Source organism: Gordonia paraffinivorans NBRC 108238, from assembly GCF_000344155.1.
Lineage (GTDB): Bacteria > Actinomycetota > Actinomycetes > Mycobacteriales > Mycobacteriaceae > Gordonia > Gordonia paraffinivorans.
On the sequence record NZ_BAOQ01000015.1, the window covers coordinates 24,830 to 39,604 of the forward strand.

A 14,775-nucleotide genomic window follows, 5' to 3' on the forward strand; every position below is an offset into this window, starting at 1 on the left:
CCCCCACCCGTCCGGAGCTCAGACGGCGAGCCGGTCGCGGCGCCGCGCGCTGACGATGGCCACCGCGGCGACGCCGAGGCCCGCGACGGCGAGCACGGCTCCGACTGCTGCCGGTGCGCGAAATCCCCAGCCGGCGGCGACGACGACGCCGCCGAGGAACGCGCCGATCGCATTGGCGACGTTGAGGGCCGAGTGGTTGAGCGCTGCCGCCAGGGTCTGTGCGTCGGCGGCCACGTCCATGAGTCGCGTCTGCAGGGCCGGCAGCATCGTGGTGCCGGTGAGCGCCACGAAGTAGGTGAGGATCAGGGCCGCCCAGCCGTTCTGCGCGAGCAGAGCGAACGCCGTGAGCGCGACCGTGCTGCTGATGAGTCCGGCGAGGACCGCGAACGACACGTTGCGGTCGGCCATGTGACCGCCGACGAAGTTGCCGGTGACCATGCCCAGGCCGTAGAGCATGAGTGCGAACGGCACCACCGAGACCGACAGCCCGGACACCGACGTCAGTGCCGAGTTGAGATACGTGTAGAACGCGAACATCCCGCCGAAGCCGACGGTGCCGATCACGAGCGTGAACCAGACCTGCGACCGTTTCAGCGCGCCGAGCTCGGTCAGCGGATCGGTGATCGTCATGCCGGACAGGCTCGGCAGGACGCGCATCAGGGTGACCACGGTTGCCATTCCGATGACCACCACGATCGCGAACGCGGTCCGCCATCCGAAGGTCTCCCCCAGCCACGCCGCGGCCGGCACCCCGACGACGTTCGCGACCGAGAGCCCGAGCATCACCTGTCCGACCGCCTTCGCCCGATCACCCGGCCCGGCGAGATGGGCGGCGACGAGTGCCGCGACGCCGAAGTAGGCCCCATGCGGAAGCCCCGCGACAAAGCGTGCGACCAGCAGCATTCCGTACGACGGCGCCAGGACCGTGGCGAGATTGCCGATGGTGAACGCCACCATGAGGGCGATCAGCAGGGCTCGACGCGGGATGCGGGCGGTGAGCGCGGCGATGACCGGCGCACCCACGACGACACCGAGCGCATACGCCGAGACGACGTGTCCGGCCGTGGGTTCGGACACCCCCAACGAGCCGGCGATGTTGGGCAGCAGGCCCATCGCGACGAACTCGGTGGTGCCGATGCCGAAGCCACCGAGCGCGAGCGCGAGGATGGTCGCGCGCCGGACCCCGGGCGACACCCGCGGGGAGGCCGCGTGCGCCGTCGGTCCGGGGTTCTCCCCGGTCGTCGGTTTCAGGTCGTCCTGTGCACCGGCGGTAGTCGTGAGGGCGTCAGACACGCCTCATGCCAACCCCTCCGCCGCGGTGGCGATTCCCCCGGCAGAGGTGAGTTCGTTCACATCGCGAATGAACCCCGCGTCGTCGCCCCCAAGGCGCCGCGCCGTGCGCGGCACCGGTCACCCCGCGCGGGTCATCGTGCCGGAGCGATCACTCCGAGTCTGCGTCCGAGCCGGAACCCGAGCTCGCACCCGAATCCCGGTCACGGCCCGACGTCGCCCCGCTGGTGCTCTTCTCACCGCTGTTGTCGTCACCGCTGCCGGTGTCGCCCCCGGTGTTGTCGGCCCCGGTGTTGTCGTCTCGGCCGGACGCACCGCCGCCGGTGATGCCGGTACCGCCGCCGGTCTCGCCTCCGGTGCTCTGGCCGCTGCCGTTCCCGCCACCGTTGCTCGTACCACCGGTGTTCGGCGCGCCGCCGCCACTACCCTGGTCGCCGGTGGCAGGAGACGACCCGTTCTCGTCCTCGTCCTCGTTCTCCGGATCGGAGGTCGGTCCCGGATTCGACGGCGTGGTGACCACGGGAGCCCCGGTCTCCGGTGCCGGAGTGGACTCGGCCGGCGACTCGTTCGGCTCGGACTCGGCGGAGGGGGCCGCCGCCGAGGCGAGGACGGCCTTCCCGTCCGACCCGTCGCCGGACTTCGTGTCGGGGCCCTCGGACGTGGGAGCGGAGTCGTCCGACGCGTCCTCGTCGGCGGCGTCGTCGACGTCCTCGATCAGGGCCAGGGTCTTGCCGAACGCCCGCAGCTCGGCCGGCGCCGGAGTGTCGTCGTCCGCCGTCGACGTCAGCGTCGCCTGCTGCGGAGTGACGGCCGGTCCGACGATCGCGCCGGCCCAGTGCCGCACGAAGTTGACCGGCGCCAGGATGATGCTGCGCACGCTCTGCGCGAGCGCCGTCACGCCACGCACGAAACGAGCCGGCGAGAGGGTGATGATGCCCTGGAGGATGTCCTCGAAGACGAACAGGTCCGGCAGGTAGGCGCCGTAGCCGAGCTGAGGCAGCGGCGGCGCGAAGCCCTGGACCAGCCGGACGATCGGCTGCAGGTTGGACAGCTGGATGCCCAGCGGCAGGCCGATCGTGGGCCGCTTCGCCAGGAAGTCGCCGATCTCGCCGGTGTAGCCGATGTCGGTCGCCCATCCCTGGACGAGTTCGGCGAAGGCCGACTTCGCCGAGACGAGGCAGACGCCGTCATCGCAGCTCACCGAACGACCTTCCCACGTGTAGGGCTCCGTGCTGCTGAACGGATCCCTCCCCATCTCCGCGGGGTAGAGGAAGTGCTTCGTGAAGTAGCCGAGAATCCCGTCGATGGCGCCGATCGGGTCGTACAGCGGATCCGGCAGGTCGCAGATGGGGTCGCCGTCGACGCAGACCGACACCACACGATCGGAAACGACACCGAATCCCGTCGGGTCCTCGGCGTTTCCACGTGGTCCCGTCATCGTGAGGCCGGGAATGATGCCGATCAGCGACAACTCGATGCCTCGACCGGTCTTGTCGCCCGCCCGCCGCGGATCGGAGTAGAGCTCGCCGGAGATGAGGTCGGGATCGATCTCGAGATCGTCGTCCGGGTTGTCCGGCGTGCCGTTGACGTCGAACTTCTTGCCGTTGGCGTTTCCGATCTCGGCGAGGACGTCGCCCGCGATGCGGGCGCCCTGCGAGTACCCGACCACGACCACCGGCTTGTCCTGACAATCCTGCTGATAGCTCGCGATCTCCCGGATCGCCGAGTCGTGGCCCTGGCGGGTGCTGCTGTCGTATCCGGTCGCGCCCAGTGGCCACAGCGTGGTCGGGTACTCGGTGTTGACCGCGATGTAGCCCTGTTGCTCGTAGCGCTGCTTGACCTGTTCCAGGTCTCGCGCGGTGGGGTCGTTCGTGCCGGCGACGATCACCACGGCACCGTTTCCGCATTCCTGGGCAGAGGCCTCTGGGACGCCACCGATGAAACCGAACGACGCGGCCGTCGCCAGCCCCGTCGTCGAGGCGATCAGGAACGCAGCTCGCCGTGACCGCAGGTATGCCATCGCCAGCATGAGGTCTCCTCTACTCACCCGACACCCTTCGCAAACGAGGGGCCTTCCCCGACCAGGGGTTTCGGACAGACAGTAGAGGCAGCGACCGTGACCTGCAGAACGCTGAGTCTTGCTAAGAAACGGCGAACTGGGAATTCACCCGAGTGAAGGCGGGAATTCGTCTGCTCGGACTACAGCCCACTACACGTTTCGGAGGCCGGATGAGGGGTTGGATTCGGGCTGACCGGGAGGGTTCTCAGGCGCGTCCAGACGTGTTATATCCTTGTCGCCAGGTCATGAGTATCAGCGTCAAGCCCCGGCTGGCTGATCGGCAACCCTCCAACCGCGGTGGGGTGCTCCGGGTGATGACCGGGTTGAGGGATCGCGAGAGCGAAACCCCGGCAAGCGCGGGTCCGAAGGTCGGACCCCATCAGGGTCTGTGAGGCCCTGCCGACCGTAGAAAGTGATTCAATCGCCATGTCTGATGCCACTGAAGGCACCAATCCCGTAGACAACTGGAGCTTCGAGACCAAGCAGGTCCACGTCGGACAGTCGGCCGACGCCGCGACGAACGCGCGGGCGCTCCCGATCTACCAGACGACGTCGTACGTCTTCAACGACACCCAGCACGCGGCGAACCTGTTCGGCCTGGCCGAGCCGGGCAACATCTACACCCGCATCATGAACCCGACCCAGGATGCGGTCGAGCAGCGCATCGCGGCACTGGAAGGCGGTGTGGCGGCACTGCTGCTGGCGTCCGGTCAGGCCGCGGAGACCTACGCCATCCTCAACGTCGTCGAGTCCGGCGGTCACGTGGTGTCGAGCCCGCGCCTGTACGGCGGCACCTACAACCTCTTCCACTACACCCTGCCCAAGCTGGGTGTCGAGGTGACCTTCGTCGAGGATCCCGAGGATCTCGATTCCTGGCAGGCCGCGATCAAGGACAACACCCGCGCCCTGTACGGCGAGTCGATCTCCAACCCCAACAACGAGATCCTCGACATCAAGGGCATCTCCGAGGTCGCCCATCGCAACGGCCTGCCGCTGATCGTCGACAACACCGTCGCGACGCCGTACCTGATCAACCCGCTGGCCCACGGCGCCGACATCGTCGTCCACTCGGCCACCAAGTACATCGGCGGCCACGGCACCGCCATCGGCGGCGTGATCGTCGACGGCGGCACGTTCGACTGGCGCGTCCAGCGCGACGGCAAGGACCTGTTCCCCGGCTTCACCACCCCGGACCCGAGCTACCACGGCGCGGTGTTCGCCGATCTCGGTGCACCGGCCTACGCGCTCAAGGCCCGTGTCCAGTGGCTGCGTGACACCGGTGCGGCGATCTCGCCGTTCAACGCCTTCCTGCTCGCCCAGGGCCTCGAGACCCTGAGCCTGCGCGTCGAGCGTCACGTCTCCAACGCGCAGAAGGTCGCCAAGTTCCTGGAGAACCACCCGCAGGTCGAGTCGGTCGCCTACGCCGGCCTCGAGTCCTCGCCGTGGTACAAGCGCGGCCAGGAGCTGGCCCCGCGCGGCCAGGGCGCCATCGTCGCCTTCGAGATCGCCGGCGGCGTGGACGCGGGCAAGAAGTTCGTCGACGCCCTGACCCTGCACAGCCATGTGGCCAACATCGGCGACGTCCGCTCGCTGGTGATCCACCCGGCCTCGACCACCCACAGCCAGCTGGTCCCCGAGGAGCAGCTCGCCGCGGGTGTCACCCCCGGTCTCGTCCGACTGGCCGTGGGCATCGAGGGAATCGACGACATCCTGGCCGACCTCGAGCAGGGTTTCGCGGCGGCCAAGTGAGACAGGTGAGGCAGCTTTGTCGGTGAGTATCGACCTGAACGCGACAGCGTCTGATCAGCCCGACTGGGAATCACTCCCAGACGGGAAGCTCGTCGGCATGAAAATCGGATCGCTGCCTCTCGACAGCGGTGAACGGCTCGACGACGTCACCCTGGCGTTCCAGCGCTGGGGGACGTTGTCGCCGTCCCGCGACAACGTGATCGTCACGTTGCATGCCCTGACCGGCGACTCGCACGTCACCGGTCCCGCGGACGACGAGCACGAGACCCCCGGCTGGTGGGACGGCCTCGTCGGTCCGGGCAAGGCCATCGACACCGACGAGTGGTGTGTCATCTCGGCCAACGTGCTCGGCGGTTGCAAGGGCTCGACCGGACCGTCGTCGCTCGCACCCGACGGCCGTCCCTACGGATCGCGGTTCCCGCAGATCACCGTGCTGGACCAGGTACGCGCCGAGGTCGCACTGCTCGATCGCCTCGGAATCCCCAGCGTCGGCGCCGTTCTCGGCGGTTCGATGGGTGGCGCCCGTGCGCTCGAGTGGGCCATCGCGTACCCGGAGCGCGTGCGCAGCGCCCTGGTGCTCGCCGTCGGCGCACGGGCCACCGCAGACCAGATCGGCATCCAGAACACGCAGATCGCGGCCATCAAGGCAGATCCGGCGTGGAACAACGGCGACTACCACGGCACCGGACGGATTCCGTTGGCCGGCATGGGCATCGCCCGGCAGATCGCCCATCTGACCTACCGCACCGAACACGAGCTCGACGAGCGGTTCGGCAATCAGCCTCAGGGCGACGAGAACCCGCTTCTCGGCGGGCGGTACGCCGTCCAGAGCTACCTCGAGTACCAGGCGAAGAAGCTGCAGCAGCGGTTCGACCCGGGCAGCTACGTCGTGCTCACCGAGGTCCTCAACCATCACGACGTCGGCCGCAACCGCGGCGGGGTGAAGAAGGCCCTCAACGACTGCAAGGTGCCGGTGATCGTGGGCGGTATCGACTCCGACCGGCTGTACCCGTTGCGACTTCAGGCCGAACTGGCCGAGGAGCTCGGCAACTGCGTCGGCGGGTTGCACGTCGTGCACTCCGACACCGGCCACGACGGCTTCCTGACCGAGTTCGACGCGATCGCCGACCTCCTCAAGCAGACGGTCGAACTGGCGCGCCTGCAGTAGGCCTCCCCCACTCCCCGCTCCTCGTCCCGGCGCGCTCCTCGTCCCGGCCGAGACCGGACGGGTCGCTACGGAGCGGGAACGGGTGCGCCCTCGGTCGATTCCACGCCGGGTGACTTCGTTGCCGGAGACCGTGTATCCGGAGACTTCGTGTCCGGAGATTCCGTGTCCGGCGCTGCCGGATCGGCTCCCGGCGCAGACGTGGCCGAACCCGGCGCCGCCCCACCTGATCGGGGCAGCGCCGACCTCGGCGCCGGCGAGGCATCCTGGTCCGACGAGCCGGGCGCCGGCGCGGTGGTCGGACGCAGCTCCGACGGGAGAAGTTCCGGCGGGATCGGCGCCGTCGTCCCGGGAGGAAATGGCAGACCCGGCAACGGGAACGGCAACAGGGTACGGGTCGTCGTGGAGGTCGACGGCGCAGTCGGCGGGAGCTCCGTAGTGGCCCACCCCGGTTGTCCACCCCACTCCGTCTGCGGGATCTGTTGCGGCGCTACGGTGGTCGGAGCAAGAGTGAGCGGCACCGACGGACCGGCGCTCGGCGCCGGCGGATCCTGTGACGAGACCTCGGCACTCGACTCCTGCTCCCCGGTGGTCGCGACCGCGGGCACGTTGCCGATCGACGGCGGCGCCTCGGTCCCCTGCCGGTCGGCGAACGAGGAACTCACCGCATAGATGGTGAACAGGGTGGCGGCGAGGATCGCGCCGGCGACCGCGAGCGGGGTCGCCGACAGCCACTCGCGCTGTCGGCCACCGCCGATGAACGCCAGACCTGTTGTGGCGGAGTGTCTCTGAAGCGTCAGCAGGGCAGCGCCGGTGGCCGCCACGAGTTCGGGCGACGCGGGGCACACCGCGTCGAGGTCGTGACCGCGTGCGATGTCACGGACGGCCGGGAGATTGGCGAGACCCCCGACGAACACCACCGCGTCCGGGGCGATCCCGCGGGCCTCGATCTCGGCCACGTACCGGGCGAACACCTCGCGGGCCCGGGTGACCATGGGCGCGATCGCCTCGGCCACATGGGATTCGGTGAGGGTCACCCGCCCGGAACCACCCGGCAGCGTCACCGACGAACCGGCCGGGTCGTCGGAACCGCTGCGCCCGTAGGAGATCTCCTCCTTGGCGGTGCGGCAGGCACTGAGCAGCTCACTGCGGCCGGGCCGCGTCCGGGCCGACTCGGCCAGGGACGGGTTGTCGGCGGCGAGCTTGTCCGCGATGGCCCGGTCGAGACCCCGCCCGCTGATCGCGGAACTGCGTTCGACGAAACCGACGCGACCGTCGGAGGGGTCCACGGTGTAGATCGACATACCGGTGTCGCCGCAGTCGACGACGACGGGTCTGGTGAACCGGTCGATCTCGCCGGTGTCGCAGAGGTAGGCGGCCACCGCGGCGTCCTCGGCGACCAGACGGATCTGCCGCCGCGGTCCGCTCCCCCGGGACCGGATGCGACGGCGCTGCGAGGCGGTGCGGGCGGCGACGCCGATGGCGCCGACCCTGGTCCCGGCCTCGCGGGACGCGGAGAGCATGACGTCGATGCCGGCATTGACCCGGCCGGCGTCGTCGAGCCCATCGGTCGGGTCCACGTCGATCACGCGGGAATCCACCACACTGCGGCCGAGGTCGTCACGCGTGAGCAGGACGTAGTGGATCATGCCGGCGCCTGCCGACACGCCCATCGACGTCAGTTCGTTCGCGGTGCGGTCGTCGGTCGGTGTTGCAGTGATACGTACTCCAGCGGTCGGTCTGTCTGCCGCGGCATTCGCGCATCAGGTGCGCAGGGGCAGATCACATGGCCTGTTCAATGCGCGACCTCATGGTCTGAAGATCACGCTCAGGTCTCATTGTAATCAATCCGTGCCCAAAGAGTCGATCGACGTGGCCAGCCAGAGCATCACCGCACCGACCGTGGTCATCACCGCGACGTCGAAGAACTTGCCTCTGACCTGCAGTAGCCCCGCCTTCGACGACGGGATGAACGCCCTCAGAAGCGCGCCGATCAGAAGTGCGGCCCCGAAGACGAACGAACCGCGACGCCAGCGGTCGAAGAGGACGAAGAGCGCGGCGGCCAGCACACCGAGCATCACCAGCAGATACGGGATCTGGACGAGGACCGCGCGCACCCCGCGAACCCGCTCGGGGGCGAGCTCGGCACCGTGATGCTCGTCCGGGCTCACGCCGTGCCGCCGCCCTCGGTGCCGGCCAGGCGGGCGGCGAGCTGCTGCTCGGCCCGCTCGACGACGTTGACGAGCAGGAACGCGCGGGTCAGCGGTCCGACGCCGCCGGGGTTCGGCGAGACGTGCCCGGCGACCTCCCACACATCCGGGTGGACGTCGCCGACCAGACCGGCGTCGGTTCGGCTGACGCCCACGTCGATCACCGCGGCACCGGGCTTGACCATGTCCTTGGTGATGAGGTGCGGCACACCCGCGGCAGCGACGACGATGTCGGCGCGCTCGACCTCGGACTTGAGATCGGCGGTACCGGTGTGGCAGAGCGTGACCGTGGCGTTCTCGCTACGGCGGGTGAGCAACAGGCCGATGGGGCGACCGATGGTCACACCGCGCCCGACGACGGTGACACGGGCACCGGCGATCGGGACGTCGTAGCGGCGCAGGAGGTGGATGACGCCGCGCGGGGTGCAGGGCAGCGTCGACTCCTTGCCCAGCACGAGACGTCCGAGGTTGATCGGGTGCAGGCCGTCGGCATCCTTCTCCGGGAGAATCCGCTCGAGCGCCTCGTTCTCGTCGAGGTGCTTCGGCAGCGGCAGCTGCACGATGTACCCGGTGCATGCCGGGTCCTCGTTGAGCTCGTCGATGGCCGCGTTCAGTTCCTCCTGCGTGATGTCGGCGGGGAGGTCCTTGCGGATGGAGGCGACGCCGACCTTCGCGCAGTCGGCGTGCTTGCCCTTGACGTAGGAGTGGGAGCCGGGGTCGTCACCGACCAATACGGTGCCCAGCCCGGGGGTGATGCCGGCCTCCTTGAGCTTCTGCACCCGCTCGGTGAGATCGGCGAAGATCTCGTCGCGCGTCGTCTTGCCATCCAGTCGTATCGCGGTCACGGGGGCCATTCTTCCATTGCTGCGTCCGACCCCGTGCGAGCACTAGTCTCGTGGTGATGTCCGAAGCGCTGACCGACCTCCGGCGAGCCGCCGCCACCATCGCCCCGCACCTGCGGCGCACCCCGATCCTGCGCAGTTCGATCGACACCGTCGACGGACCGCGCGAGGTGGTGTTCAAACTCGAATACCTGCAGCTGGGAGGCTGTTTCAAGGTCCGCGGCAGCCTGTGGGCGACGCTGCACGCCCGCGCGCGGGGCGAGCTGTCGGACGCGGGCGTCCTGGTCGCGTCGGGCGGCAACGCCGCGATCGGTGCGGCGTGGGCGGCCCGCATCGCGGGAGTGCCGTGTGCCGTCGTGGTGCCGGAGAACGCGCCGGTGGTGAAGGTCGAGACGTTGCGGGGCCTCGGTGCCACCGTGCATCTGGTCGGCCGTCGGTATCAGGACGCGGCCGACGCGGCGGTGGAGTTGGCCGCGTCGTCGGGTGCGCTGTTGCTGCACGCCTACGACCTCCCCGACGTCGTGACCGGCGCCGGCACGATCGGTCTCGAACTCGCCGAGGACGTTCCCGGCCCCCTCACGACCGTCGCGTGTGTCGGCGGCGGAGGCCTTCTGGCCGGCTTGGCCGCCGCACTGCGTCCCGGCGACCGTGCGATCGGCGCCGAGCCGGTCGGGGCCTCGTGTCTGCATCAGGCGCTCGCGGCGGGCGAACCGGTCACCGTCGAGCTCGACTCTGTGGCCGCCGATTCACTCGGCGCCACCCGCGTCGGCGACATCTGCTGGAACGCCGTCGCCGGCAACCCGGCCGTCGAGAGTGTGACGGTGACCGACGACGACCTGATCGCGGCGCGTCGGATGCTATGGGATTCCCACCGCATCCTCGTCGAGCACGGCACCGCCGCCGCTCTCGCCGCGGTCACCACCGGAGCGGTTCCGGTGCACGAGGGTTCGACGCTGTGCGTCGTGCTGTGCGGGGCGAACACCGGGTTGGGGATCTGACGGTCAACGCTCCGCCGCGCGGTTGCCGGCGTTGCGGGCCGGCGCCGCGATCCGGATGTCGATCGCGACCGTGATCACCGGCGTGGGGGTCCACACCACGCGAGGGGTGCGTTCGGCGTCGCAGGGCTCGCGCCCGTATCACCGTGAGTCCTCGGTCGTTTGTCGCGTCGGCAGGAATGCGTACAGGTCTCGGTCACCCCCGGCACACCAGTGGGGGCTCGCGCGCGTCGACGTCGCGTCGTCCACAGCCTGGACCGGCGACTACGCTGGGCCCATCATGTTCCGGATCATGTTCTTCCAGCCCTGCATCCCGCCGAACACCGGCAACGCGATCCGGCTGGCCGCCAACACGGGGTGCGAACTCCACCTCATCGAACCGCTCGGATTCTCCATGTCCGACGCCCAGGTCAAGCGGGCCGGGCTTGATTACCACGAGATGGCCCACGTCACCGTGCATCCCAATCTCGTGACGGCGTGGCACGAGCTGAAGCCCGAGCGCGTGTTCGCCTTCACCGCGCACGCCGATCGCTTCTACACCGACGTCGACTACCGCCCCGGTGACGTGCTGCTGTTCGGCCCGGAACCGACGGGACTGCCCGACGAGGTGCTGGCCGAACCGGAGGTCACCGACCGCATCCGGATCCCGATGCTCGCCGGACGCCGGTCGCACAACCTGGCCAACTCCGCCAGCATCGTCGTGTACGAGGCCTGGCGGCAGAACGGATTCGCCGGAGCCGTGTGATCCCCGACCGGGTCCGGCTATCCGACCCGGAAGCGCTTGGTGCGGGCGGTTGCGCCGCCGATCAGCGCGACCTTGCTCTTCGGGACCCCGAGGTGCTTGGCCAGCAACTCGGCCACGGCCTTGTTGGCGCGGCCCTCGATGGCGGGCTCCCGGACGTAGACGGTGAGGGCACCGTCGGGGCCTGCCTCCACGAGCGGCCCCTTGGCACTCTTCGGCTTGACGGTCACCACGACCTGCTCTGACATAGCTCCCTGCGATTCGTCGTCGACCCGGACACACTACGTGGGGTCACTGCCAGTCCCTGGATCTGGTCCCCACCCGAAGATCCATGCGCTGCAACCGATCTGCAACGACGGTCACAGCCCCCTCCGCGTTCTGCACCCGACCGCGCACGATCAACGCCGGTGCGGTCTGCGCCAGTACACGGTACCGCGTCCAGAGACCCACGGAACACACCACATTGACCATGCCGGTCTCGTCCTCGAGATTGATGAAGGTCACCCCCGACGCCGTCGCCGGCCGCTGCCGGTGGGTCACCGCTCCCCCGACCAGAACCCGGGCGCCGTCGCGCACCGACAGCAGCCGGTCGGCCGGCAGGACCCCCATCGCGTCCAGGCGCGGACGCAGGAACTGCGTCGGATACGACTTCGGGGTGATGCCGGTGGCCCAGGCGTCGGTGGCGGACAGTTCGACGTCGGACAATCCGGGCAGCGTGGGAGTCGATGTCGCGGGCCGCAACTCGAGCTGGTCGTCGCGCACGGTGGCGGCGGCCCCGGCCTCCCACAGCGCCTGGCGCCGGCTGAGGCCGAAACAGTCGAAGGCGCCGGCACCGGCCAGTCCTTCGAGTTCTTTGGCGGTCAGCCCGGCGCGGCGGGAGACATCGGAGATGTCGGTGTACGGCCCGTCGGCACGGCGATCGACGATGCGCTGTGCCACCTCCGCACCGACCCCGCGCACCTCGTCGAGCCCGAGCCTCACATCGAGGCCCTCGTTCTCCAGGGTCGCGTGGGCGAGGGAGGCGTTGATGTCGGGCCGGTGGACGGCCACCCCATGCCGCCGGGCATCGGCGACCAGCGTCTGCGGCGAGTAGAAGCCCATGGGCTGCGCCCGCAGCAGCGCGGCGCAGAACGCGGCCGGATGGTGCAACTTGAACCACGACGAGTAGAAGACCAGTGACGCGAAGCTCTGCGAATGACTCTCCGGGAAGCCGAAGTTCGCGAATGCGGCCATCTTCTCGAAGATGCGGTCGGCGGTGTCGCCGGTGATCCCGTGCAACCGTTCCATGCCCTCGTAGAAGCGCTTGCGCAGCCGCTCCATCTTCTCCGGCGACCGCTTGGAGCCCATCGCCCGGCGCAGCTGGTCGGCCTCCGATGCGTCGAAGCCGGCGACGTCGACGGCCAGCTGCATCAGCTGTTCCTGGAACAGCGGCACGCCCAGCGTGCGTTCGAGGGCCTTGTGCATCGACGGGTGTTCGACGGTCGGCGGCTCCTGCCCGTTGCGCCGTTTGATGTACGGGTGCACCGAGCCGCCCTGGATGGGACCGGGGCGGATGAGGGCCACCTCGACGACGAGGTCGTAGAAACAGCGCGGCTTCAGTCGCGGGAGGGTCGCCATCTGCGCCCGCGACTCCACCTGGAACACCCCCACCGAGTCGGCGCGGCAGAGCATCTCGTAGACGGCGGGTTCGGAGAGGTCCAGGGTCGCCAGGTCGACCTCGATCCCCTTGTGTTCGGCGACCAGGTCGATCGCGTAGTGCAGCGCCGACAGCATGCCCAGGCCCAGGAGGTCGAACTTCACCAGACCGATGGCCGCGCAGTCGTCCTTGTCCCACTGCAACACGCTGCGGTTCTCCATCCGCGCCCACTCGGTGGGGCAGACGTCGGCGATGGGCCGGTCGCAGATCACCATCCCGCCGGAGTGGATTCCCAGATGCCGTGGCATGCCGAGGATCTCGCCGGCGAGTTCGGCGACGTCGTCGGGTGCGGTGTCCGGCGATTTCGACCAGGCGTCCTGCTGACCGGGCGCGTAGCCGAGCGCACGCGCCATGTCGCGGATGGCCGACCGGCCGCGGTAGGTGATGACGTTGGCCACCTGCGCGCTGCGATCGCGCCCGTACCGGCGGTAGACGTACTGGATCGCCTCCTCGCGCCGGTCGGATTCGATGTCCACGTCGATGTCCGGGGGCCCGTCGCGCTCCGGGGCGAGGAACCGCTCGAACAGCAGCCCGTTGGCGACCGGGTCGACGTTGGTGATGCCGAGCGCGTAACAGACCGCGGAATTGGCCGCGCTCCCCCGGCCCTGGCACAGGATGTCGTTGGCCTTGCAGAAGTCGACGATGTCGGCGACGACGAGGAAGTAGCCGGGGAACGAGAGCGCCTCGATGATGGCGAGTTCGTGTTCGATCTGCCGGTAGGCCTGCGGATGTTCGGCCGGCGTCCCGTAGCGGCGACGTGCGCGCGTCATGGTCAGTTCTCGCAGCCAACTCGCCTCGGTGTGCCCCTCCGGGACGTCGAACGGCGGCAGCTGCGGTGCGATGAGGCCCAGCCGGAAGGCGCAGTCCGAGGCGATGCCGACCGCGTTGTCGATCGCGTCGAGGTGCGCGGGCATCAGCCGCGCCATCTCGTCGCCGCTGCGCAGGTGGGCACCGGCCACCCCGGGCATCCAGCCGCCGATGGTGTCGATGTCGGTGCGTGCGCGAACCGCGGCCATCGCCATCGCGAGCCGGCGGCGTCGGGGTGCGGCGAAGTGCGCGCCGGTGGTGGCCACGGTCGGTATGCCGGCACGGGCCGCGAGACCGGCGAGCACGGCGTTGCGCTCGTCGTCGTCGGGCAGCCCCTGCGCGGTGAGTTCGCAGACGACGTTGTCGCGACCGTAGATCTCGAGCATCTCCCGCAGCGCGATCTCCGCCGCCTGCTCCCCGCCGCGGTCGAGGGCGCGCCGGACCGCCCCCTTGCGGCATCCGGTGAGGATCAGCCAGTGCCCGTCACCGGCGCCGGCCAATGCGTCGCGGTCGTATCGCAGCAGCCCCTTCTCCCCTGCGACCATGTGCGCGTCGGCGATCGCGCGCGACAACCGCCGGTAGCCCTCGCCGTCGCGCGCGAGCACCAGCAGGTGCTCGCCCGGCGGATCGTTGTGCCCGGTCCGGGCGGCGTCGGGCTCCAGCGACAGCTCCGACCCGAATACCGTCGGCATCCCGAATTCCCTTGCCGCCTCGGCGAATCGGACGATGCCGTAGAAACCGTCGTGGTCGGTGATGGCCAGCGCCTCCAGACCGAGTCGCTGCGCCTCCTCCACCATCTCCTCCGGCATCGACGCGCCGTCGAGGAAGCTGTAGGCACTGTGCGCATGCAGTTCGGCGTAGGCCACCGACGACGCGCCGCGCGAGATGTCGGCGGCCTGGTAGGCGCCGCGCTTGCGCGACCACGCCGGGCTGTCGCTGCCGTCGCCCGGAAACATCGCGTGGTCGCTGTCGTCGGGGCCGAACTCCGTCCCCGGCCGACCGCCGCCGGGCGCCCGGCCGGAGAGCACCCGCTCCATCTCCGACCACGTCGGAGGCCCCTGATCCCAGCCCACACCGCCAGTCTATCGAACATGGGTTCGAATGGATATTCTCGCCGAACCCATTGCACTGGCCCGATTTAGGTGTCACTCTGAGTACCAGACAGATTCCATCTCCTTCGGGGGGAGGGGACATCGAGCGGGACCTGGCGCCCGCGCATC

11 protein-coding genes and 1 riboswitch are annotated in these 14,775 nt (G+C 69.5%); of the genes, 4 read left to right on the top strand and 7 right to left on the bottom strand.

Features of this window, described 5'->3' with window-relative positions:
* Positions 1-18 precede the first annotated feature (18 nt).
* Both GP2_RS08170 and GP2_RS08175 read right to left on the bottom strand, forming a co-directional pair.
* Positions 19-1,293, bottom strand: coding sequence for an MFS transporter (locus GP2_RS08170; protein ID WP_006900018.1), 1,275 nt, complete (start codon positions 1,291-1,293; stop codon positions 19-21).
* A gap of 148 nt (positions 1,294-1,441) precedes the next feature.
* Complete coding sequence (locus GP2_RS08175) at positions 1,442-3,319, bottom strand: cutinase family protein (protein ID WP_006900019.1); 1,878 nt, start codon at positions 3,317-3,319, stop codon at positions 1,442-1,444.
* A gap of 271 nt (positions 3,320-3,590) precedes the next feature.
* Positions 3,591-3,712, top strand: a riboswitch (SAM riboswitch).
* Positions 3,713-3,775: 63 nt separating this feature from the next.
* Here GP2_RS08175 and GP2_RS08180 point away from each other — a divergent pair.
* Positions 3,776-5,098: a bifunctional o-acetylhomoserine/o-acetylserine sulfhydrylase gene (locus GP2_RS08180; RefSeq protein WP_006900020.1), complete on the top strand. Its 1,323-nt coding sequence runs from the start codon at positions 3,776-3,778 to the stop codon at positions 5,096-5,098.
* A 16-nt stretch (positions 5,099-5,114) separates the two neighbouring features.
* Positions 5,115-6,266, top strand: coding sequence for a homoserine O-acetyltransferase MetX (gene metX, locus GP2_RS08185; protein WP_006900021.1), 1,152 nt, complete (start codon positions 5,115-5,117; stop codon positions 6,264-6,266).
* A 65-nt stretch (positions 6,267-6,331) separates the two neighbouring features.
* Here the strand turns inward: metX and GP2_RS08190 are convergent, their stop codons facing one another.
* The 3 genes from GP2_RS08190 to GP2_RS08200 all read right to left on the bottom strand — a co-directional run bounded on the left by GP2_RS08190 (position 6,332) and on the right by GP2_RS08200 (position 9,318).
* On the bottom strand, positions 6,332-7,936 hold the full coding sequence (locus GP2_RS08190; protein WP_006900022.1) for an Hsp70 family protein: 1,605 nt from the start codon (positions 7,934-7,936) through the stop codon (positions 6,332-6,334).
* Between the two features lie 171 nt (positions 7,937-8,107).
* The gene (locus GP2_RS08195; protein ID WP_083900216.1) at positions 8,108-8,341 is read right to left on the bottom strand and encodes a DUF3017 domain-containing protein; all 234 of its coding nucleotides are present in this window, start codon (positions 8,339-8,341) and stop codon (positions 8,108-8,110) included.
* An 89-nt stretch (positions 8,342-8,430) separates the two neighbouring features.
* Complete coding sequence (locus tag GP2_RS08200; protein ID WP_181371784.1) at positions 8,431-9,318, bottom strand: bifunctional methylenetetrahydrofolate dehydrogenase/methenyltetrahydrofolate cyclohydrolase; 888 nt, start codon at positions 9,316-9,318, stop codon at positions 8,431-8,433.
* Positions 9,319-9,374: 56 nt separating this feature from the next.
* Here GP2_RS08200 and GP2_RS08205 point away from each other — a divergent pair, with 56 nt between their 5' ends.
* Together GP2_RS08205 and GP2_RS08210 are read left to right on the top strand one after the other, a co-directional pair.
* A complete protein-coding gene (locus tag GP2_RS08205) occupies positions 9,375-10,313 on the top strand; it encodes a serine/threonine dehydratase (RefSeq protein ID WP_040526646.1) in 939 nt (312 codons plus the stop codon).
* A gap of 277 nt (positions 10,314-10,590) precedes the next feature.
* Positions 10,591-11,055 (top strand): tRNA (cytidine(34)-2'-O)-methyltransferase, encoded by a 465-nt coding sequence (locus GP2_RS08210; RefSeq protein WP_006900026.1) that lies wholly within the window; start codon positions 10,591-10,593, stop codon positions 11,053-11,055.
* 17 nt (positions 11,056-11,072) lie between these two features.
* Here the strand turns inward: GP2_RS08210 and GP2_RS08215 are convergent, their stop codons facing one another.
* Both GP2_RS08215 and GP2_RS08220 read right to left on the bottom strand, forming a co-directional pair.
* The gene (locus tag GP2_RS08215) at positions 11,073-11,300 is read right to left on the bottom strand and encodes a DUF167 domain-containing protein (RefSeq protein WP_006900027.1); all 228 of its coding nucleotides are present in this window, start codon (positions 11,298-11,300) and stop codon (positions 11,073-11,075) included.
* A gap of 43 nt (positions 11,301-11,343) precedes the next feature.
* Entirely contained in the window at positions 11,344-14,628 is a 3,285-nt protein-coding gene (locus GP2_RS08220; RefSeq protein WP_006900028.1) for an error-prone DNA polymerase, read from the bottom strand.
* Positions 14,629-14,775: the final 147 nt, after the last annotated feature.

Coding starts and splice junctions, on each gene's coding strand:
- GP2_RS08175 (WP_006900019.1), bottom strand. CDS start 3,319: ATGCTGGCGATGGCATACCTGCGGTCACGGCGAGCTGCGTTCCTGATC.
- GP2_RS08180 (WP_006900020.1), top strand. CDS start 3,776: ATGTCTGATGCCACTGAAGGCACCAATCCCGTAGACAACTGGAGCTTC.
- GP2_RS08190 (WP_006900022.1), bottom strand. CDS start 7,936: ATGGGCGTGTCGGCAGGCGCCGGCATGATCCACTACGTCCTGCTCACG.
- GP2_RS08195 (WP_083900216.1), bottom strand. CDS start 8,341: ATGCTCGGTGTGCTGGCCGCCGCGCTCTTCGTCCTCTTCGACCGCTGG.
- GP2_RS08205 (WP_040526646.1), top strand. CDS start 9,375: ATGTCCGAAGCGCTGACCGACCTCCGGCGAGCCGCCGCCACCATCGCC.
- GP2_RS08210 (WP_006900026.1), top strand. CDS start 10,591: ATGTTCCGGATCATGTTCTTCCAGCCCTGCATCCCGCCGAACACCGGC.
- GP2_RS08215 (WP_006900027.1), bottom strand. CDS start 11,300: ATGTCAGAGCAGGTCGTGGTGACCGTCAAGCCGAAGAGTGCCAAGGGG.